This window comes from Bifidobacterium pullorum DSM 20433, from assembly GCF_000771405.1.
Taxonomy (GTDB): domain Bacteria; phylum Actinomycetota; class Actinomycetes; order Actinomycetales; family Bifidobacteriaceae; genus Bifidobacterium; species Bifidobacterium pullorum.
In genome coordinates, this window is the sequence record NZ_JDUI01000010.1 from 89,677 (window position 1) to 110,768 (window position 21,092).

Annotated in this window: 13 protein-coding genes; 12 read left to right on the forward strand and 1 reads right to left on the reverse strand. The window is 65.9% G+C overall.

Features of this window, described 5'->3' with window-relative positions; translation table 11 throughout:
- Positions 1 to 20 precede the first annotated feature (20 nt).
- From OU11_RS06325 to araA, 8 genes are all read left to right on the forward strand, one after another.
- Positions 21 to 1,583, forward strand: a complete 1,563-nt coding sequence (locus OU11_RS06325; protein ID WP_033515349.1) for a diaminopimelate decarboxylase family protein — start codon at positions 21 to 23, stop codon at positions 1,581 to 1,583.
- A 165-nt stretch (positions 1,584 to 1,748) separates the two neighbouring features.
- A complete protein-coding gene (locus OU11_RS06330) occupies positions 1,749 to 3,059 on the forward strand; it encodes a homoserine dehydrogenase (RefSeq protein WP_033515351.1) in 1,311 nt (436 codons plus the stop codon).
- A gap of 110 nt (positions 3,060 to 3,169) precedes the next feature.
- Positions 3,170 to 4,231 carry a homoserine kinase gene (thrB, locus tag OU11_RS06335; protein WP_033515353.1) on the forward strand — a complete coding sequence of 354 codons (1,062 nt, stop codon included), beginning with the start codon at positions 3,170 to 3,172 and terminating at the stop codon, positions 4,229 to 4,231.
- Between the two features lie 266 nt (positions 4,232 to 4,497).
- On the forward strand, positions 4,498 to 6,051 hold the full coding sequence (locus OU11_RS06340; protein ID WP_033515355.1) for a Maf family protein: 1,554 nt from the start codon (positions 4,498 to 4,500) through the stop codon (positions 6,049 to 6,051).
- Positions 6,052 to 6,086: 35 nt separating this feature from the next.
- Positions 6,087 to 7,163: a LacI family DNA-binding transcriptional regulator gene (locus OU11_RS06345; RefSeq protein WP_152597105.1), complete on the forward strand. Its 1,077-nt coding sequence runs from the start codon at positions 6,087 to 6,089 to the stop codon at positions 7,161 to 7,163.
- 441 nt (positions 7,164 to 7,604) lie between these two features.
- Complete coding sequence (locus OU11_RS06350) at positions 7,605 to 9,239, forward strand: xylulokinase (protein ID WP_033515359.1); 1,635 nt, start codon at positions 7,605 to 7,607, stop codon at positions 9,237 to 9,239.
- Positions 9,240 to 9,279: 40 nt separating this feature from the next.
- Complete coding sequence (locus OU11_RS06355; RefSeq protein ID WP_033515362.1) at positions 9,280 to 9,972, forward strand: L-ribulose-5-phosphate 4-epimerase; 693 nt, start codon at positions 9,280 to 9,282, stop codon at positions 9,970 to 9,972.
- Positions 9,973 to 10,018: 46 nt separating this feature from the next.
- Positions 10,019 to 11,536, forward strand: coding sequence for an L-arabinose isomerase (araA, locus tag OU11_RS06360; RefSeq protein WP_033515364.1), 1,518 nt, complete (start codon positions 10,019 to 10,021; stop codon positions 11,534 to 11,536).
- 196 nt (positions 11,537 to 11,732) lie between these two features.
- On the opposite strand, the gene OU11_RS06365 is transcribed toward araA, so the two are convergent.
- Complete coding sequence (locus OU11_RS06365) at positions 11,733 to 13,550, reverse strand: AMP-dependent synthetase/ligase (protein WP_033515366.1); 1,818 nt, start codon at positions 13,548 to 13,550, stop codon at positions 11,733 to 11,735.
- Positions 13,551 to 13,960: 410 nt separating this feature from the next.
- Between OU11_RS06365 and OU11_RS06370 the strand changes: the two genes are divergently transcribed.
- From OU11_RS06370 to OU11_RS06385, 4 genes are all read left to right on the forward strand, one after another.
- Positions 13,961 to 17,950 (forward strand): thiol reductant ABC exporter subunit CydD/CydC, encoded by a 3,990-nt coding sequence (locus OU11_RS06370; protein ID WP_033515368.1) that lies wholly within the window; start codon positions 13,961 to 13,963, stop codon positions 17,948 to 17,950.
- A 220-nt stretch (positions 17,951 to 18,170) separates the two neighbouring features.
- The gene (locus OU11_RS06375) at positions 18,171 to 19,034 is read left to right on the forward strand and encodes an aldo/keto reductase (RefSeq protein WP_033515370.1); all 864 of its coding nucleotides are present in this window, start codon (positions 18,171 to 18,173) and stop codon (positions 19,032 to 19,034) included.
- A gap of 127 nt (positions 19,035 to 19,161) precedes the next feature.
- Entirely contained in the window at positions 19,162 to 19,950 is a 789-nt protein-coding gene (locus tag OU11_RS06380; RefSeq protein ID WP_052122739.1) for an HNH endonuclease family protein, read from the forward strand.
- Between the two features lie 511 nt (positions 19,951 to 20,461).
- Positions 20,462 to 21,079: an arsenate reductase/protein-tyrosine-phosphatase family protein gene (locus OU11_RS06385; protein ID WP_033515372.1), complete on the forward strand. Its 618-nt coding sequence runs from the start codon at positions 20,462 to 20,464 to the stop codon at positions 21,077 to 21,079.
- Positions 21,080 to 21,092: the final 13 nt, after the last annotated feature.

The following is a 21,092-nucleotide window of genomic DNA, read 5'->3' on the forward strand; positions in this document are numbered from 1 at the left end:
GATACGAGTTGGAGGACATTATGGCAATCACCCCGATCTGGCCCGAGGCCACGGCCGTCGACGCCGCCGGCGAACTGACGTTCCACGGGCGCACCGCATCGAGTCTGCTCGACGAGTTCGGCTCGCCGCTGTACCTGATCGACACCGATGAGGTGGCGGCACGAGCCCGCCGGTTCGTGAGGGCCGCAGCCGACGCGTTCCACAACACCACCACGCATGTGAGCTTCGCGGGCAAGGCGTTCCTGTCCAAGGAGGTGGTCCGCATCGTGACCGACGCGGGCATGCTCGTGGACACCTGCTCGATGGGCGAGATGCGCATAGCGCTCGCCGCCGGCGCCCCCGGACGCCGCCTGGTGCTGCACGGCAACAACAAGTCGGACGAGGAGATCGCGCTCGCCATCGAACAGGGGTTCGCCAAGATCGTGGTCGATTCGCCGGACGAGCCGGCCCGCATCGCCGCCATCGCCCGTAGGCTCGGCAAACGCGCCCGCGTCATGCTGCGCGTGACCGCCGGCATCCACGCGGGCGGACACGAGTTCATCTCCACCGCGCACGAGGACCAGAAATTCGGCGTGCCGCTGCTGCCTGCCGGCGCCGACGCCGCGGCGCTCGCCGTGCTCGACGATTTGGGGGACATCACCCCGGCCGCGGCCAACGCGCGCGTGGTGCCCTCGGAAGGCGGGGAGTGCGAACTGCGCTACGACGTGCGCTATCCCTACGACCTGAAGGCCGAGGACGTGCCGGAATCCGATCGCGCGCTCGCCGCCGCGATGGAGATGGTGGCCGATGGTCCGGCGCTGGCGGTGCTCAAGGACATCCTCGCCCACGGCGACGAATTGGAACTGGTCGGCATCCACTCGCACATCGGCTCGCAGATCCATGACGCGGACGCGTTCGTGCAGGCCGCCAAGCGCATGATGCTGCTGCGCAAGACCTTCTACGCCACCGACGCCTACACGCTGCCCGAGGTCGATCTCGGCGGCGGCTATTCGGTGGCCTACACCGACGGCGAGGATTCGATGGACATCGACGTGGAACTGCGTCGCCTCTCCGAGGCGGTGAGCGCCGTCAACCGCGCGTTCGGCATGCCGTCGCCGGTCATCTCCTTCGAGCCGGGCCGCTGGATCGTGGCCCCGGCCGGCGTGACGCTGTACCGCGTCGGCACGATCAAGCCCGTGCACCTGCCCGAGGGCACGACCGACGCGGCGGGCGAACCGATCGCCGAACGCGTGTACGTATCGGTCGACGGCGGCATGAGCGACAACATCCGTCCGGCGTTGTACGGCGCGGATTACACGGCGCGTCTGGCGAACCGCGCAGGCGCGGCGCAGACCATGCTCGCGCGCGTGGTCGGCATGCACTGCGAATCCGGCGACATCATCGTGCACGAGTGCCGTCTGCCCTCCGATCTGCGTCGCGGCGACATACTGGCCGTACCGGTCACCGGCGCCTACGGGCGCACGATGGCCAGCAACTACAACCAGGCGCTCATCCCCGCGGTCGCGGCCGTGGCCGAATCCGGCGCACACCTGATGATGCGGCGGCAGACCGTGGACGACCTGCTCGCCCTCGACCTGGGCTGAGTCCGTGACCGTGAGCTCAGCCAACAACCGTATGGACGACCTGCCCGCCCCTCGATCCGGGGCGGGCCAAGCACGCCAAGTATGAGACGGCGGCGGCGCAAATCGCCGTCGTTCCGTACGATGGCAGAGGAAACCGCCGTCATTTTCTCCAAGGGAAGGACACTCGTGGCACAGCACAATGAAGCCCCCATCCGCGTCGGACTGTTGGGCGCGGGCACCGTCGGATCGCAGACCGCACGTCTGCTCGTCGAACAGCGGGACGAGCTCTCCCAGCGCATCGGGCGCGACATCGAACTGGTCGGCGTGGCCTGCCTGGACCCGGACGAGGTGGACTTCCCGTGGATCGACCGGTCCCTGCTGACCTCCGACACCATGGCCGTGGCCACCAACGCGGACATCGTCATCGAACTGATCGGCGGCCTTGAACCGGCGCGCACCTTCGTGCTGGCCGCCATCGAATCCGGCGCGTCGGTGGTGACCGCCAACAAGGCGTTGCTGGCCAAGTACGGGCCCGAAATCTACCAGGCCGCCGCCGCCAAGGGCGTCGACATCTACTTCGAGGCAGCGGTCGGCGGCGCGATCCCGATCGTGCACCCGTTGCGCGAATCGCTGGTCGGCGACAAGATCACCAGCATGCTCGGCATCGTCAACGGCACCACCAACTACATCCTCGACGAGATGACCACCAAGGGTCTCGACTTCGACGTGGCGCTCCGTGACGCCCAGGCCAAGGGATACGCCGAAGCCGATCCGACCGGCGACATCGAGGGGCATGACGCGGCGAACAAGGCCGCCATCATGGCCACGCTTGGCTTCCACACCAACGTGGGCATCGACGACGTGACCGTCGAAGGCATCACCAAGGTCACCGCGGACGACATCGCCGCCGCCACCGCCGAACACAAGGTCGTCAAGCTGCTCGCCGTCGTGGAGAACGGCGAAGCCGGCGTCTCCGCGCGCGTCTACCCGGCCCTGATCGACGAAACCCATCCGCTCGCCTCCGTGCACGGCAGTTTCAACGCCGTGTTCGTCAAGGCCGAGGCCGCCGACGACCTGATGTTCTACGGGCGCGGCGCCGGCGGCGCACCCACCGCCTCCGCCGTGGTCGGCGACGTGGTCACCGTGGCCCGCCACATCACCCAAGGGTGCACCGGCCCGACCATCACGCTGTACAACGACCTGCCCAAGGCCCCGATCGAAGCGTCCAAGGCCGCGTTCGCCGTGCGGTTCGTCATCCACGACAAGCCGGGCGTACTCGCCGCCATCGCGCAGGAGTTCGCCAAGCGCGGCGTGTCGATCAACGGCGTGAACCAGGACCTGAAGCCCACGCTGCACGAGCCGGGGTATTCGGGCGAACTGCAGCAGCTGCGCCTGGTGACCCATCTGACCGACGAGGTCACGCTGCGCGAAACCGTCAAGGCGGTCTGCGAACTCGACTTCGTCACTGGCAAGCCCTCCATCCTGCGCGTGCTGTAACCCACGGCACGGCCGCCCCGCCACGGTCCAGCGAACGGCGCGGAAGCGGGGCGGCCCGTCGAATCCCGAACCGGGCCCTCCCGATACCCAGTCCACGTAAGGAGCACGTCATGAATCCTGTGACACACCGTGTACACGTTCGTGTGCCCGCAACCAGCGCGAACCTCGGGTCGGGGTTCGATACGGTGGGCCTGGCCCTCGACTACCACGATGAGCTCATCTTCACGCTGAGCGATGATCCGGCCGACACCGAAGCACACGTGATCATCGAAGGCGAGGGCGCGGACACGCTGCCGCGCGACGAGACGCATCTGGTCGTCGCCACCTTCCGCCGCGCCTGCCGCACCTTCGGCCTGGGGCGGCTCGGGTTCACGCTCGAGGCGCACAACCACATCCCGCAGGCGCGCGGCATGGGCTCCTCCGCCGAGGCCATCGTGGCCGGCATCGCCGCGGCGGCCGCCTTCGCGCAGGACGGCGAACTCAACCGTTCCGCCATCTTCGACCTGGCCGCCACCATCGAGGGGCATCCCGACAACGTGGCCCCGGCCGTGTTCGGTGGACTGACCGTGTCCTGGGACTTCTCCACGGCCGAGGGCGTCGGCTCCGTGCCGATTCCCGGCGGCGAACCGCTGCACGGCGGGTTCCACACCGTCAACTATCCGGTCGACCCGGCCATCACCGCCGCCGTGTTCGTACCGGACTACGAGCTGTCCACCGAGAAGGCGCGGCAGGCGCTGCCCGCGCAGCTGCCCTACCGCGACGCCGTCTACAACGTCTCGCGCGTTGGCCTGCTGCCCGCGGCCATGAACCCCGGGTCGCTGGCTGCGGCCACCACCTCGGGGGGCACCGTCGACGCGGACGGGAAGGCGCCGGCCATGCCGGGCGCGCTTGCGGCCACGGCGAACACGCTGCTGTACGCGGCCACGCAGGACAAGCTGCATCAGCCATATCGCGCCGCGCTGATGGAACCCTCGTGGAATCTGATCGAACGCTTCCGCTCGCACGGCTACGCGGCCGCCGTCTCCGGCGCCGGACCGTGCGTGCTCGTGCTGCATTACGGTGACGCGCGCGGCCCCATCGACGCCATCGCCGCCGACGACTTGACCTCCGGCCACTGGCGCGTGCTCCATTTGCCGATTGACACCGCCGGCGTCACCGTCGAACGCGGCTGATTCCCCGATTTTCACCTTAGTAGGCACTTTGGGCGTTTAGTAGGCGCATGGGACGCGATGCTGCCGGAGAGAAATCGCGGAATAGCAAGCATGTTGTGTTGTGGAGCATGGCGCAAGGTGCCTACTTTTCAATAAAAGTGCCTACTTAACACGTAGTGTTGCGCAGAGGTTCGCTGCGCAACAGAGCATTGGCCAATGTCGGCATGGTCAACAACGGGTGAAGTCTTCACCAGCGGCCGCCACTCGTGTGCGGTACAGTGGGCGGTATGACGATTCCGCTGATTCTCGCCTCGAAATCCATGCCGCGTCGCAACGTGCTCAATTCGGCCGGCGTCTGCCCGACCATCCGAGTCTCGCATGTCGACGAGCCGGCCGCACTCGAACGTGCCGCCGCACAGGCCGGTGTGACGGTCGATGAGCTGAGTGTGAACCAGCGGGTCATGATTCTGGCCGAGGCCAAGGCCCAGGCCGTGCATCAGGCCTACCGGAACGTGGCCGATACGGCCGCCGCCGCAACCGGCCAACGGGTGACCGCCTATCCGCTCAAAGCCACAGGGGAGGGCGATGCGGGTTCGGGTCCCTCATCACCCGATTCGACCGCTGTCTCGGCTTCCGCGTCCCTGGCGTCCGGCGTTACCGGCGGCAAGGCCTCCGACATCACCCGCGATTTCTCCGGTGTGGATGTGCCCATAACCGTGGAGCCGATTAATGCGCCCGCATGCGGCGCTGAATCCCTTGGCATCACCGCGGATGGCGACGTCGTCCCCGCTGCGGCCGATGGATCCGCAAACGCGGCATCCGCGCCGGTCGCCCCCGGCCTGACCACCGCCGCGGTCGGCCCGCTGATCCTGGGCTGCGATTCGATCTTCCTGTTCAACGGCGAATGCCATGGCAAGCCCCATAGCGTCGAGGTGGCACGTGAGCGGCTCAAGGCCATGCGCGGCCACAGCGGCGAGCTGTGGACCGGGCACTGCCTGATCGACTTCGCCACCGGGCGCGTGACCCGCGGCGCCAGCCACGCCATCGTGCATTTCAGCGACTACTCCGATGATGACATCGAACGCTACATCGCCACCGGCGAACCGTTGGAGGTGGCCGGCTCCTTCACGTTGGAGGGGTTCGGCGGCGCGTTCATCGATGGCATCGAGGGCGATCCGCATGGCATCATCGGCCTGAGCCTGCCGCTGGCGCGCCGTCTGGCCGCCGAGCTGGGCGTGGCCTGGACGGACCTGTGGAACGTGGCGCGCGGCAGCCATGAGCCGGCCGCGAAATCCGAGGGTGTGACCAGCAGCGCCGCCGGGTCGGTGCCGCCCAAGGAGAACGTGCACCAGCCGGGCGACGGCTGGATCGACTGCAACTGCGGCCGCCGGCACTGGGGGCTCAACGGCGCTTCCGGCGTGCTGCTGGCCCGCCGCGACCTCGCCACCGGCAAGGTGACGCATGTGGTGATGCAGCATCGCGCGCTATGGAGCGCGGAGGGCGGCACCTGGGGCATTCCGGGCGGTGCCACGGCCGACGGCGAGAACGCCATCGAGGGCGCGCTGCGCGAAAGCTACGAGGAGGCGAACATCACCCCCGAGGACATCGAGGTGGTCGGCACCTACCGCGAGGACCATGGCAACTGGGCCTACACCACCGTGTTCGCGTTCGAGAAGCCCGGCCACACGGTCACACCGCGGGCCAATGACGACGAGAGCATGGAGATTGAATGGGTGCCGATCGACGAGGTGACCGATCGCAAGCTGCTGACCGCCATGCGCACCGACTGGCCGAACTTCCGCGCGCGGTTGGACGCGATCGCCGAGGAAGCCGCACGATGACGGCGGCCAAGGGCAGGGGCGGCAAACGCCCGTCGATGTTCGAAGTGGCCAAGCTGGCCGGTGTGAGCCACCAGACCGTCTCCCGCGTGATCAACCATTCCCCGGACGTCTCGGAGGCCACGCGCGCCAAGGTGCAGGCCGCCATCGACCGTCTGGGCTACCGTCCGAGCAACTCCGCCCGCGCGCTCGCGTCTCAGCGCTCGCGCACGATCGGCCTGATCGCCGGCGGTCTGCGGTTCTTCGGCCCGATCTCGGCCATCTCCTCGATCGAGACGATGGCCCGCGCCCACGAGCTGTTCATGTCCGTCATGCTGGTGCATGAGGCGTATTGTTCGCAGAAGGATTTCGAGGCGCTGTGCGACACGTTCGACGAGCAGAACGTGGACGCGTTCATATTCCTGGCCCCCACCGACGCCATGTTCTCGGCCGCCTGCCATGCGCCGGTGCAGCAGCCGTGCGTGCTGATCACGTCGACGCATGGTGCGGTGGACATCCGCACGGCCATGTCCGCGATTCGTCCCGCGAGTCAGCGCAAGGTGGCGCTGGTGGGCATCGACCAGTGGGGGGCGATGGCCGAAGTGATGAGGCTGGTGGTGGAATACGGGCATCGCCGCGCGCTGTATTTCGCGGGTCCGCAGGAGTGGCGCGACGCGGGGACGCGACTGGCGGCCTGGCGGCAGCTGTGCGCGGAACACTCCGTGGAGTGCGTGGTCGCGCAGTGCGAGTCCTGGGAATCGACCGAGGCGTACATGCGGATGAACCATGTGCTTGAGGATTTCGGCAGCCGTGGCGCCGCCTTGCCCTCCGTGGTGGTGACGGCGAACGACAGCCAGGCGGTGGGCGTGATGCGCGCGCTGCACGAGCATAGGTTGCGGATCCCGCAGGATGTGAGTTTGGTGGGCTTCGACGATATGCCCGCGATGGATAACATGCTCCCGCCGCTGACCACGGTGCGTCCCGATTTCGAACAGTTGGGCGTGGCCGCGATGAAACAGGTGCTGCATCTGTTGGGCGAGGGGCCGGAGCCGACGTTCACGGCGGCCTCGCATGGCGTGGGGTTGGTACCGGCGAAGGTGATGCTGCGCAATTCGTTGGGGCCGGTCGGGCGCTGAGAACGACGAGGTTCGTTGCCTGTTGGTCGTTGGCCGTTGGTCGTTATGACGACTCGCCTTTATGTCGGCACGCTCTCCGGCGGTCGATGCCTGTCATACGGGTTGCGCGTGTTGTCGCGACCGTGCGACAACACGGCACTGGGGGAGGGTGGATGGAGTATGTGTTGTCGCATGTTGGTCGGACTGTGATGCAACTGCTGCTGGCGGTGTTTGGTGCGTGTCGACAACGGATTCACGGTGTTGGGCCGGTGTCGGAAGAGTTACTTTTACAACGATGAAATAAGACACTCGGACGCTTGAGATTAGCGGGGTTGCCGCGTATAATCTGAACTACAAATTGTGAGCGCTAACAGTGGCCGATGAAGGCGGTTGTTAACGTTCTCGGAAAAGGATTGCAGCGGACGGTACGGGCCGGCCGGGCAGGGTAAGGAGTCCACCACCATGGCAGCTATGCAGCATGATTCCGATCAGGTCGCCGAGATCGCGGAAAAGATCCGCGCGGGCAAGACCTCGTTGGGCATCGAATTCGGTTCCACGCGAATCAAGGCCGTCCTCATCGACGACGAATATCGCACCATCGCCTCCGGCGACTACGGCTGGGCCAGCCATTTGGAGAACGGCCTGTGGAGCTACACCGTCGAGGAGATCTGGAAGGGCCTGCAGTCCGCGTATGCGGAGATGGCCGGAGACGTGGAAGCCGCCTACGGCGAGAAGCTCACCCACATCGGTCACATCGGCTTCTCCGCCATGATGCACGGCTACCTGGCCTTCGACGAGGCCGGCGAGCTGCTCGTGCCGTTCCGCACCTGGCAGAACACCAACACCCACGAGGCGCATGAGAAGCTCTCCGAGCTGTTCCAGTACAACATCCCCGAGCGCTGGTCCATCGCCCACCTGTACCAGTGCGTGCTCAACAACGAGGAGCATATCTCCAAGGTCGCGTTCTTCACCACCCTGGCCGGTTATGTGCACTGGAAGCTCACCGGCAAGAAGGTGCTCGGCGTCGGCGACGCCTCCGGCATGTTCCCGATCGACCCGACCACCCGCACCTGGGAGACCGAATTCATCCAGCAGTTCAACGCGCTGCCCGAAGTGGCCGCCCAGCCGTGGAAGCTCGAGGACCTGCTGCCCGAACCTCTCGTGGCCGGCACCCCGGCCGGCGAACTCACCGAGGAGGGCGCCAAGCTGCTCGACCCGACCGGCACCCTGCAGCCGGGCATCACGCTGGCCCCGCCGGAAGGCGACGCTGGCACCGGCATGATGGCCACCAACTCCGTGCGCAAGCGCACCGGCAACGTCTCCGCCGGCACCTCGATCTTCGCCACCGTCGTGCTCGAAGGCAAGCTCAAGGCCCTGCATCCGGAAGTCGACCTGGTCACCACCCCGGCCGGCGACCTGGCCGGCATGAGCCACGCCAACAACTTCACCTCCGACCTGAACGCGTGGGTGAACCTGTTCGGCCAGTTCGCCGAAGCCCTCGGCCACCCGGTCGACGCCGGCACGCTGTACGGCACGCTGTTCCGCTCGGCCATCGCCGACGACGTGGACGCCAACTGCGGCGGCCTGCTCAACTACCCGTTCCGCTCCGGCGAGTTCCTGGCCGGCCTGCCCGAAGGCCGCCCGCTGTTCGCCCGCAAGCCCGAGGCCCGCATGACCCTCGGCAACTTCATGCGCGCGCAGCTGTTCGGCGCGTTCTCGCCGGTCAAGATCGGCATGGACGTGATGACCAAGGACGAGCATGTCCAGGTCGATTCGCTCGTGGGCCACGGCGGTATCTTCACCACCCCGAAGGTGGCGCAGAAGATCCTCGCCGCCGCGTTCGACACCCCGATCAAGGTCATGGCCACCGCCGCCGAGGGCGGTGCCTGGGGCATGGCCGTGCTCGCCGACTACCTGTGGCATGCCGACGAGGACCTGGCCGACTACCTCGACAACCGCGTGTTCGCGGACGCCGAGTCGGTCACCGAAACCCCGGACGAGAAGGACGTGAAGGGCTTCGAGGACTTCTTCGCCCGCTTCCGCGCCGGCCTGCCGATCGAGCACGCCGCCATCGAGGCGATCCCGCTCGAGGACTGATTCGTTTTCCAGACCAGATCAATTAGAAAGGAAACACAATATGGCAACATTGGCTGATTACGGTCCCGAAGTCCGGGCCGAAGTCAAGCAGGTGCGCGAGGTCGTCGCGACGCTGCACGACCAGCTCATCAAGTGGAATCTGGTCGTGTGGACCGCGGGCAACGTCTCCCAGCGTCTGCACACCGCCGACCTCATGGTGATCAAGCCGTCCGGTCTGCGCTACGAGTACCTGACCCCGAGCTCGATGGTCGTCTGCGACCTCGACGGCAACGTGGTCGACGGCTCCGAGGCCCCGTCCTCCGACACCGCCTCCCACTGCTACATCTACCGCAACATGCCGGACGTCTACGGCGTCGTGCACACGCACTCCACCTACGCCACCGCGTGGGCTGCCACCGGCCAGAACGTGCCGTGCGGCCTGACGATGATGGGCGACGAGTTCGGCGGTGAGATCCCGATCGGCCCGTTCCGCCTCATCGGTTCCGAAGCCATCGGCGAGGGCGTCGTCGAGACGCTCAAGAAGTACCCGAAGTCCCCGGCCGTGCTCATGCAGAACCACGGTCCGTTCACCATCGGTAAGGACGCCGAGGCCGCCGTCAAGGCCGCCGCGATGACCGAGGAGGTCGCCCATACCATGTGGGCCGCCCGCCAGCTCGGCGATATCATCCCGATCCCGCAGGAGGATATCGACAAGCTGAATGACCGCTACCAGAACGTCTACGGACAGCACTGACAGCAATCGAAATAACCCAACCAATACAACAAAGGAACATATCACTATGGTTATGGCAAACCCGTTCGAGGGTAAGGAAGTCTGGTTCGGCGTCGGCTCGCAGGACCTGTACGGCGAGGAGGCCCTGCGTCAGGTCGCCGAGCAGTCCACCGAGATCGTCGACTACCTGAACTCCACCGGCACCATCCCGGTCAAGATCGTCCTCAAGCCCACGCTGAAGTCCTCCGACGGCGTCAAGCAGTTCATGGTCGAGGCCTCGGCCAACCCGAACGTCATCGGCGTGATCACCTGGTGCCACACCTTCTCCCCGGCCAAGATGTGGATCCGCGGCCTGGAGGTCCTCACCAAGCCGATGCTGCAGCTGAACACCCAGCATCACATGGAGATCCCGTGGGAGACCATCGACATGGACTTCATGAACCTGAACCAGGCCGCCCATGGCGACCGTGAGTTCGGCTACATCGTCTCCCGTCTGGGTATCAACCGCAAGATCGTGGTCGGCCACTACACCGACCCCGAGGTCGCCGAGAAGATCGCCACCTGGACCCGCGCCTGCGCCGGCTGGGACGCCTCCAACACCATGAAGGTCATGCGTTGGGGCGACAACATGCGCAACGTGGCCGTCACCGAGGGCGACAAGACCGAGGCCGAGCGCGTGTTCGGCGCCTCGATCAACACCTGGGCCGTCAACGAGCTGGTCGCCGCCTACGAGGCCGTCAAGGACGACCAGGTCAAGGACATCATCGAGGACTACAAGGCCAAGTACGACGTGGCCCCCGAGCTGCTCGACGCCAAGTACGACTCGCTGTTCATCGCCGCCAAGGAAGAGGCCGCGATGATCAACATGATGAACGCCAACGGCTGCACCGCCGGCGTCGACAACTTCGAGGACCTGGGCGCCCTGCCGCAGCTGCCGGGCGTGGGCCCGCAGCGCTTCCCGTCCGAGTACGGCTTCGGCTTCTCCGCCGAAGGCGACTGGAAGACCGCCGTGCTCGTGCGCATCGGCGCCGTGATGGGCTACGGCCTCGAGGGTGGCGCCTCCCTGATGGAGGACTACTCCTACAACTTCGTGCCCGGCCATGAGATGAACATGGGCGCGCACATGCTGGAAGTCTCCCCGTCCATCGGCACCATCGCCAAGCCGCGTCTGGAGATCCACCCGCTCGGCATCGGCGGCAAGGCCGATCCGGTGCGCCTGGTGTTCACCGCCGCCCCGAAGAAGGACGTGGTCGTGGTCTCCATGGCCGACATGCGTGAGCGTTTCCGCCTGCTGATGAACGTGGTCGACGTGGTCGAGCCGGAAGGCTCCCTGAAGGCCCTGCCGTGCGCCCGTGCCCTGTGGCAGCCGCGCCCGAGCCTCAAGGATTCGGCCGAGTGCTGGCTGCGCGCCGGCGGTTCGCACCACACCTGCATGACTACCTCGGTCGGTCGTGAGGCGTGGGAGGACTTCGCCCGCATGGCCGGCGTCGAACTCGCCGTCATCGACGAGAACACCACCCCGCGCGAGTTCGAGCGCGAGCTCCAGCTCAGTGAGATGGTGCACCGCCTCAACAACCGCCACTGAGCGGCGGAACATGCATCGCCGTCCGGCTGTCATCCCTCAGCCGGACGGCTTTTTTGGACTCTGACACATTTGTGACTCTGATGCAAGTGAGGAACGTTGGAAAATCAACGTTTTCGTGAATAGATCACGGTCACGATGTGTCAGGGTCCGGAGAAGCCGGGCGTGTCCGGGAAGGTGACCTCCCGGACACGCCCGACTAGCGTCCGCCGTAGATTTCGTGGTCGATCACATCAGCGAAGACCGTGTTCACCTTCGGACGCACCACCTTGAGCGACGGGGTCAGGCAGGCGTTCTCCTGCGAGAACTGCTCCGGCAGGATCGCGAACTTGCGCACCGACTCGGCACGGGAGACCGTCTCGTTCGCCTTGTTCACATACGTCTGCACCAGTTCGCGCACGGCCGTCAGCTCCGCCGCCTCGGCCAGCGGCATGTCGGCCGCCAGCCCCTGCGTGGGCAGCCACGAGGCCAGTCCCTCCGGGTCGAGCGTGATCAGCGCAGCGATGAACGGGCGGTTGTCGCCCACCACCACCGCATGCTCCACGATCGGGCAATCCATGATTGTGTGCTCCAGCGGAATCGGGGAGACGTTCTTGCCGCCCGCGGTGATGATGATGTCCTTCTTGCGTCCGGTGATCGTGATCCGTCCCTCATCGTCGATCGACCCCAGGTCGCCGGTCATGAACCAACCGTCCTCGGTGAACACTTCGGCCGTCTTATCGGGCAGGTTATGGTAGCCGCGGAATACGTTCGCGCCCCTGAGCTGCAGCTCGCCGTCCTCCGAGATGCGCACCGAGCAGCCGGGCGCCGGCTGGCCGACCGTACCGATCACGTTGTCGTTCACGCGGTTCACGGTGAAGGGCGCCGCGGTCTCCGTCAGACCGTAGCCCTGGATCATCGGCAGGCCGATGCCGCAGTAGAAATGCGCCAGATCCACGTTCAACGGCGCGCCGCCGCAGGCCACGTACCGGATGTTCGGGCCGAGCGCGCCGCGCACCGTGCGGTACACCGACGCCTCGTAGCCCAGATGCTCGGCCACCTGCTTGGCCGTCGGCTTGACGCCGGCCTGCTGCATTCGCGACCAGGCGCGCGCCGACTCGGCCGCCTTGAGGAACACGCGCCCCTTGAACCCCATGCCGGCCTTGCGCGAGGCCGCGTTGTACACCTTCTCGAACACGCGCGGCACACCCAGCAGATAGGTCGGCTTGAACGAGCGCAGGTCCGGCAGCAGCGACTTGGTGTCCGGCAGGAACCCGACCACGCCGTCGTCCGACCCGATCGAGCAGTATTCGATGAACCGCGCGAAGCAGTGCGCCAGCGGCAGGAACAGCAGCAGCCGCGGATGGTCGTCCCAGATGACCTCCGGCAGGCATTCGAATCCGGCGCGCACGATGCTCAGGAAGTTGCGGTGCGTCAGCTCCGCGCCCTTGGGCGCGCCCGTGGACCCGGACGTGTACACGATGGTGGCCAGATCGTCCGCCTTGACCGATGCGATGCGCGCCTCCAGCTCCTCGTCCGACACGGAGACGCCCAGGCCTTCGAGCGCGCCGAGCGCGTTGCCGTCGAGCATGAGCACGCGCTGCAGCGTGGGGCAGTCGCCGATGATCGAATCAAGCCGGTCGAAGCGTTCACGGTTGTCGGTGATCGCCAGTTTGACCGCGGAATCGTTGATGATTCGCTCTGCCTGCGGTGCGGAATCGGTGTCGTAGATCGGCACGTTCACCGCGCCGACGGCCGCCAGCGCAAAGTCGAGCACGCCCCATTCCCAGCGGGTGGGGGAGAAGATGGAGACCGCGTCTCCCTTCTTTATGCCGAAGGCGATGAAGCCCTTGGCGGCGGCCAGCACCATGCGGTGGAATTCGCCTGTGGTGATCTGTTCCCAACGGCCGGGGCTGGTTTTGCGCGCGGCGATGACCGTGTCCTCGCCGGTGCGTTCGATGCGCTGCGGAAGCAGCGAGTACAGGGTTTCGTCGTCGCGGACCTCGATGGATCCGGGGGTGGTGTATTCGGTGAGCATATGCGGTCCTTGATCGAATCCTTGGTTGATTTTTGGCTGTGGTGCGCGGCCCCTGCCGTTGCGGCCGGAAGCGTGCGGTGCGGCTGCGATGCCGCGTCGGAGCGGTAGACACGGTTGCATGGAATGTTGGGTTATATACGTTCCATGTTACGCGAGCGTAACCATATTGGTTTGGTGGGAACCGACAGTTTTTTCGCGCGTTTTTTGCCGACGGATGACAAAGCGCCGCCGTTGCGTGGGTGCTGTCGAAGTTGGTCCTGAGCGGGATGTCCGCGCCAGTCACCTTATGCTTGACGATTGTCAAGTAAAAGGTGATGGAAGAAGACAAGCATCCGCCGAAGGAAATCAGGTCTGGCGCGTACCCGCGGTTTCCGTTAGGGTGACAAGGAGTTGCAGAAATGAGGTGCGTAGTGTTCGACAAACGCCTGTTCTCCCTGGCGCCGGGTATCGGCAAGCTGGTGGCCGCCAAAGTGGTGGCCCTGTGGCTGTCGCTGCTGGCCGACGTGCTGTTCGCGTTCATGATGGCGCATATGCTGGTCAGCGTGCTCCAATGCGCGATCTGGACCGTGCAGGGGCTGTCGGTCGAGTTGCCGACCCGCAATCTGTTGTTGGTGTTGTTGGTGCTGGCGGCGGTCTGCGTGGTGAAGTATCTGACCGCGCGCTCCGCCGCGTCGTTCGGCACGGAGGCCGCCGAACGGGTGAAAATCGCGTTGCGTGAGCGTTTGTACCGCAAGATGCTGGCGTTGGGTCCGTCGCACGCTTCGCGGGTGCGCACGGCCGACGTGGTGCAGTCGGCGGGCGAGGGCATCGACCAGATCCAGAGTTTCTTCGACATGTTTCTGCCGCAGCTGTTCTACGCGGTGTTGGCGCCGGTGACGCTGTTCGCGGTGCTGCTGCCGGTGAACGTGCCGGCCGCCGTGGTGCTGCTGGCATGCGCGCCGCTGATCGTGCTGGTGGTGGGCGTGGTGGCGATGAGCGCCGCCCGCGCGTTCAGGAAGTACTGGGGCAAATACACGGATATGGGTGCCGCGTTCCTGGACGGTATGCAGGGTATGGAGACGTTGAAGGCCTTCGACGCCGATGACCGTGCCGCCGCCGACATGGATGAGAAGGCCGAGGCGTTCCGTGTGATGACGATGCGCGTGCTGCAGATCCAGTTGCGCTCGCTGACGGCGATGGATGCCGTGGCGTATGGCGGTACCGCCGCCGGTATCGGCGTGGCCGTCTGGCAGTTCCTGGACGGCGGCATCGACATGGCCGGGGCGATGGCGGTGGTGTTCCTCTCCGCCAGCTTCTTCCTGCCGTTGCGGCAGCTGGGCTCGTATTTCCATGTGGCGATGAACGGCATGACCTCGACCAAGCGGATTTTCGCGCTGCTGGATACGCCGGAGCCGGAACGCGGCCATAGTGGTCTTCCGGGGGATGGCCATGGACTGACCGTGACGTTCGATGCGGTGGGGTACCGGTACGACGATGAATCGGATCCGCTGCGCGACGGTGGTGCTTCGCTGCGGCTCGAGGACGTCGAACCCGGTGGCACCCCCGCGTTGGACCATGTGTCGTTCGTCGCGCGCCCGGGCATCCTGACCGCCATCGTGGGCGAATCCGGCTCGGGCAAGTCGACGACCGCCGCGCTGCTGGATGGTTCGCTCGCCGGGTACACGGGAACGATCACCCTGTCCGCCGATGACGCCTCCGTGGAATTGGGCGACCTGACCGCCGAGGCGATGAGCGCCGCGGTCACGTTGGTCTCGTCGCGCAGCCACCTGTTCACGGGAACGCTGCGTGACAACCTGCTGATGGCCAATCCGTTCGCCGACGACGACACGCTGTGGCGCGCGCTCATGATGGCGCACGTCGACGACTTCGTGCGGTCGCAGCCGGAGGGGTTGGACATGCCGATCGCTCCGGACGCGTCGAACCTGTCCGGCGGGCAGCGCCAGCGCATCGCGATCGCCCGCGCGCTGCTGCGCGACTGTCCGATCTACATCTTCGACGAGGCGACGAGCAGCGTGGACGCCGAAAGCGAGGCGCTGATCCTCGACGTGATTCGCGACTTGGCCCGTCAGGCCACGGTGATCATGATCACGCACCGCATGGCGAACGCGGTGCAGGCCGATCAGGTGGTGGTCTTCGACCACGGCCGTGTGGCCGAAACCGGCACCCATGTGGGGCTGATGGCCGACAACGGCGTGTACGCCCGACTGTTCCGGGCGCAACAGACCATCGAGCAGGTCGGGCACCGCTCCCTTGCCGTCGGGGCGCGGACGGCTCTCACCGTGCCGGCACCCCCGACGCCTCCGGTCCCACCAGTCCCGCCGACGACTCTCTTGGACTCTGATGCATCGGGCTCAACCTCGCCGGGCTCCTCGCTGGACGCTGACACATTCATCTCGGGCTCAATCACATCGGGCTCAATCACATCGGGCTCAACCACGTCGGACTCCTCCCCGGACGCTGCCAACGCCGCTCCCGGCACCGCGTCCGGTACCGGCGGCCTGATCCGCAGACTGCTGCGCGAAGTCGGCCCGCTGCGCCCCGTGATGATCGCCGCCTGCGTGTGCGGCACGCTCGGCCACCTGGCCGCCGCGCTCCTGCCCGTGTTCGGCGTGTTCGCGCTGTTCGCCACATTGGAGGAACCTGTCTGGGGCGTGAGCATGACCGCGGGCATCGCGGCGATGGCGGTCTGCGCCGTGGTTCGTGGGCTGATGCGGTATGCGGAGCAGTACATGAACCATAACGTGGCGTTCAGGCTGCTGGCGCTGTTCCGGTCGAAGGCGTTCGCTGCCATGCGCCGTCTGGCGCCGGCCAAGCTCGACGGTCGGGGCAAGGGCGATCTGATCGCGCTGATCACCACGGATGTGGAGCTGCTAGAGATCTTCTTCGCCCACACGATCTCGCCTGTGGTCATCGCCGTGGTGACCACCGTGGGGTTCGCCGTGGTGTTGGGGGTGCTCAACCCCTGGTTCGTGCCGCTCCTGGTGGTGATGCACCTGATCGTCGGCGTGCTGCTGCCTCGCCTGTTCTCGACGGGCGTGCGGTATCTGGGACCGAATCTGCGCCGCGACGCGGCATCGCTGGACGACGCGATGCTGGACGATATGCGCGGTCTGGACGAGATCATCCGTTTCGGGGCGGGCGAACGCCGGTTGTCCGCGATTCTCAACAAGTCACGGGAGCTGTGGCGGCAGCGGGTCGAGCTGAGCGCAAGCAACGGCCGCTTCAGCGGCATCGGCGGAGTGGCGGTGGTGCTGGCCACCGTGCTCGCCGGCGCGTTGGGTCTGGCATTGGCATGGTATGGATTCACCACCGTGGAAGGTGTGGGCGCCACCTTCGCCGCCGTGGTGCTGATCGCCAGCTCCTTCGGCCCCACGTTGGCGCTGAGCGCGCTGCCGGCGAGTCTGACCCAGACGTTCGCCTCGGCGCGGCGACTGTTCGCGCTGATGGACGAGGCGCCGGTGGTGGAGGAAACCGGCACGGCGACGCCCGCCTATACCGGTATGGCGCTGGAACATGTGCGCTTCGCCTATCCCGATCGGGAACGTCGCGGGGATGCGGCTCACGACGGCAGCCTTACGTCTGACGATCGGCAAGCGTCTGACCGCAGTCACGCAAACGAAGGCGCGTCGGGACAACGCTCCGATGGCGGCGTGTTCTCCGACCTGTCGCTGGATATTCCGGCGCATGGCATCCTGGGCGTGCAGGGACCGTCCGGGCGCGGCAAATCCACGATGCTCAAGCTGCTGATGCGCTACTGGGATCCGCAATCCGGACGCGTGACGATGTCCGGCGAGGACCTGCGTGCGGTTGACGCGCACCATCGCCGGCGTGTGCAGGCCCTGCTCGCGCAGGAAACCTATCTGTTCGACGGCACGATTCGGGAGAACCTGATGCTCGCATTCAGCGGCCGGGATGCGGGTACTGCGACTGATGCCGCGTCCGGTGCGGGGACTGCTAGCGCGACCGGTGCCGAGGATATGGCGGCTTTGGGTTCCGGCGCCTCGGGCACGCAGGACCCGTTTGCCGTGGACGCCCTGCTGCGCGACGCGCTCGCCAAGGCTTCGGCGCTGCAGTTGGTCGACTCGCTGCCTGACGGATTGGACACCCCGGTCGGCGAATTGGGTGGGCGTCTGTCCGAAGGCGAACGCCAGCGCATCGGCCTGGCCCGTGTGTTCCTGCGCCAGGCGGATCTGGTGCTGCTCGATGAACCCACCAGCCGTCTCGACGCGTTCAACGAGGCCGTGATCCTTCAATCGATCAACGCCTTGGCCGGTGATACCAGCGGTGCTGCGGCTGACGGCATTGATCCGCATGGGAGCCGGACCAAGGGGGCGGCGATCGTGCTGGTCTCCCATCGGGATTCCACCATGCGCGTGGCCGATAGCGTCATCCACGTATGAGGGCGCTGCATTTTGGCCGTCGGCTCGGCTTATTGGGGTCTTCACACGTGGAGGGTCCGATCGTTCTCTGAGGGAGGTTCGCACTACTTCGGGTTTGGGAATCAGGAAGGTTGATTTTCCGCCAATTGAATTTTCAAACCCGAGGTAGTGCGAACCTCCTTTTCCGTGACTGCGGTCGGGGCTATAGTCATTAGCAGATTCTCAGCGTGAAGGAGCCCCTATGAGCGAGCAGCATACGTCCCCCGTTCCGATGATCCGCCTGCACGACGGCGCCGAAATCCCCCAGGTGGGACTTGGCGTGCTTCGCATCGATGATGAGGGTGTGACCCCGGTGGTGGAGTCGGCGCTCGCCGCCGGATACCGGCATATCGACGGCGCGGCCGGCTACAACAACGAGGGCGGCGTGGGCCGCGCGCTGGTCAACACCGGCTACGCTACGGGGGAGCGCCGCCGCGAGCTGTGGGTTACGACCAAGCTGCGTGACTCCGAGCAGGGGTACGACAGCGCACTGAAGGCCTTCGATCGTCAGATCGGGCTGTTGCAGCTCGAGTACGTGGACATGTACATGATCCATTGGCCCACCCCGTTCGACTGGCGTTCCGCCGAGACGTGGAAAGCGTTCGTGCGTCTGCGCGAGGAGGGGCGTGTGCGCACGCTGGGCGTGTGCAACTTCCTGCCCGAGCATCTGGAACGGCTGCATGAGGAGACCGGCGAATGGCCGACCGTGAACCAGATCGAGCTGCATCCCACCTGGCAGCAGCGTGAGGTCACCGCGTTCTGCCGGGAGCACGGCATCGCGGTGGAGGCATACTCCCCGATGGCGCGCGGCGCCGACCTGAATGCCGGAAACGGCGCCATCGAGCGCATCGCGGCGGCCCATGGCGTGAGCCCGGCGCAGGCCATCCTGCGCTGGCACATCGAGAACGGCACGATCATCATCCCCAAGTCGGTGCACGCCGAGCGCCAGCGTGAGAACCTCGACCTGTTCGGCTTCGCCCTCACGCCCGAGGAGCATGCCACCATCGACGCGCTCGACGGCCCCACCCGCGCCGGCCACGATCCGCTCACCTTCTCGTACGCGTGAGCGGTCGGAGAGAACATACCGAAGCGCCGCTCACCTTCCAGTGCAGGTGAGCGGCCGGGGGCGTATGGGGACATTATTCGCCGTGGGATGAGCGGCGATAGCGCCCATACGCTACAGTGGACACGCTATGTCTAAGAACACCGATCGCAACTCGCGCCGCAGCCAGGCAGAATTCACCCGTAACGCCGCCAACTATGTGACCAAGCGGTTCAACGTGTCCAATCCGTTGGAACGCGTGCTGATCCTGCTGGTCGTCGCCGCCGTGGTCGGGATCGGCGCCGGCGTGCTTCTGCCGAAGATCAGCCCGGAGGTCGGCGAGCTGACCGGCGAGTATGTGGCGTCCGGCGATGCCGCAGACACCTTGGAGACGTTGCGGGTGGACGACAATCAGAGCGGCGAGGGGTACGAGCGTGACCTGTTCGGCTTCCGCGAGACCGACGATGACGGCGACGGCTGCGATGTACGCGAGGCCGTGCTGGCCCGCGACATGGAGGACGTGACCTATACGTATCCGGGTGGTTGCAAGGTGAAGACCGGCGTGCTGCACGACCTGTACACCGGCAAGACGATCCATTTCGTGCGTGGGCCGCAGACCAGTAAGGCCGTGCAGATCGAGCATGTGGTGGCGTTGGAGAACGCCTGGCGTTCGGGCGCGCGCGACTGGTCGACCGCCGAACGCTACGAGTTCGGCAACGACATGTACAACCTGCTGGCCGCCGATGGCGCCGCCAACCAGGACAAGGGGTCGGCCTCCGCCGCCTACTGGCTGCCGACCAACGAGGATTTCCGCTGCGAGTACGTTGCTCGTCAGATCGGGGTCAAGGACAAGTACGATTTGAGCGTGACCACCAAGGAGAAGCAGGCCATGCTGTCCGTGCTGCGTTCGTGCCCCGGCCAGGAGGTCCCGGCCGAATAGTTGCGTCCCGGCCGCCGTCGGCTGTGTGCTGGCCGGGTGGCCGTGTTTTGCCCGCCGTTAGTTGTGTTTCGGCTGAATGGCTGTGTTTCGGACGAGTGATCGTGCTTCGACCGAATGGCCGTATCTGGTCTGCTGTTGGTCTGGCCGGCCGGATACCGGTCACGGATGATATGTACGGTCCTTGCGGGTCCCCTCCCGAAGGGGCCCCTGCTGCGACACTCGTTCAACTGTTGCCTTCTTGGCGCAAAAGCCACGTTTTTCCGCCAGGTTTTCTATAGGGCCATCTATTCAACTGTCGGTTACTGTGCGTTGGCGGGTGGTTTTCCGCCAGGTTTTCTACAGGGCCACCTTTCCAACTGTTGGTTACTGTGCGCGGGTGGGTGGCTCTCCGCCAGGTTTTCTACAGGGCGCCGAGAGGGCGTTCTTCCGCGCATGGAGTAGACTTGATGAGTCATGATAACGCCGTGTCCGGCCGGATACGGCGGATATACGAGAGCAAGGATTCCCGCGCATGCACATCATGTTCGTATGTACCGGAAACATCTGCCGTTCGCCCATGGGCGAGCTGCTGTTGAGCCGCTACCTGGCCAACACGACGGTGCAGGTGACCAGCGCCGGGACCCGTGGTCTTCACATGCATCAGATTGATCCGTCCAGCGCGCGGATGCTGGACAGCGTCGGCATCGATTCCAGCGGGTTCCGCTCCCGGCGTCTGACCCGCGAGATGGCCGAATCGGCCGACCTGATCCTGTGCTTCGAGACGGCGCAGCGCAACCAGATCGTGACGTTGGCGCCGGCCGCGGTACGTTACACGTTCCAGCTGAACGATTTCGCGAATATGTGCGAGTATGCCGCGCGGAATGGTCTGGTCCGGGGGCTGACGATTCAGGATCGTCTGCAGTCGGTGATCGACGCGTCGTCGTATATCCGTCCGCTGGTGGAGGCCCCGAAGGATATCGCCGATCCGATTGGCCGTGATATTTCGGCGTTCCGCCAGGCCGCCGAGGAGACGAACCGTGCGTTGCGCACGATGCTGGCCAGCATGCGCAAGCATTACCGCGTGGAGGCCGCTCCGGAGCGCCCGCAGCTCGTCCGCCCCGATTTCGATTCCCTCATCAGCGCCAACTGAGTTTCCGCGCGAG

What these genes read in the sequence shown, in the direction of transcription:
- OU11_RS06345 (WP_152597105.1), top strand. Translation starts at nt 6,087, where the DNA reads ATGTTCGAAGTGGCCAAGCTGGCCGGTGTGAGCCACCAGACCGTCTCC.
- OU11_RS06350 (WP_033515359.1), top strand. Translation starts at nt 7,605, where the DNA reads ATGGCAGCTATGCAGCATGATTCCGATCAGGTCGCCGAGATCGCGGAA.
- OU11_RS06365 (WP_033515366.1), bottom strand. Translation starts at nt 13,550, where the DNA reads ATGCTCACCGAATACACCACCCCCGGATCCATCGAGGTCCGCGACGAC.
- OU11_RS06380 (WP_052122739.1), top strand. Translation starts at nt 19,162, where the DNA reads ATGTCTAAGAACACCGATCGCAACTCGCGCCGCAGCCAGGCAGAATTC.
- OU11_RS06375 (WP_033515370.1), top strand. Translation starts at nt 18,171, where the DNA reads ATGAGCGAGCAGCATACGTCCCCCGTTCCGATGATCCGCCTGCACGAC.
- OU11_RS06355 (WP_033515362.1), top strand. Translation starts at nt 9,280, where the DNA reads ATGGCAACATTGGCTGATTACGGTCCCGAAGTCCGGGCCGAAGTCAAG.
- OU11_RS06340 (WP_033515355.1), top strand. Translation starts at nt 4,498, where the DNA reads ATGACGATTCCGCTGATTCTCGCCTCGAAATCCATGCCGCGTCGCAAC.
- OU11_RS06385 (WP_033515372.1), top strand. Translation starts at nt 20,462, where the DNA reads ATGCACATCATGTTCGTATGTACCGGAAACATCTGCCGTTCGCCCATG.
- thrB (WP_033515353.1), top strand. Translation starts at nt 3,170, where the DNA reads ATGAATCCTGTGACACACCGTGTACACGTTCGTGTGCCCGCAACCAGC.
- OU11_RS06325 (WP_033515349.1), top strand. Translation starts at nt 21, where the DNA reads ATGGCAATCACCCCGATCTGGCCCGAGGCCACGGCCGTCGACGCCGCC.
- araA (WP_033515364.1), top strand. Translation starts at nt 10,019, where the DNA reads ATGGTTATGGCAAACCCGTTCGAGGGTAAGGAAGTCTGGTTCGGCGTC.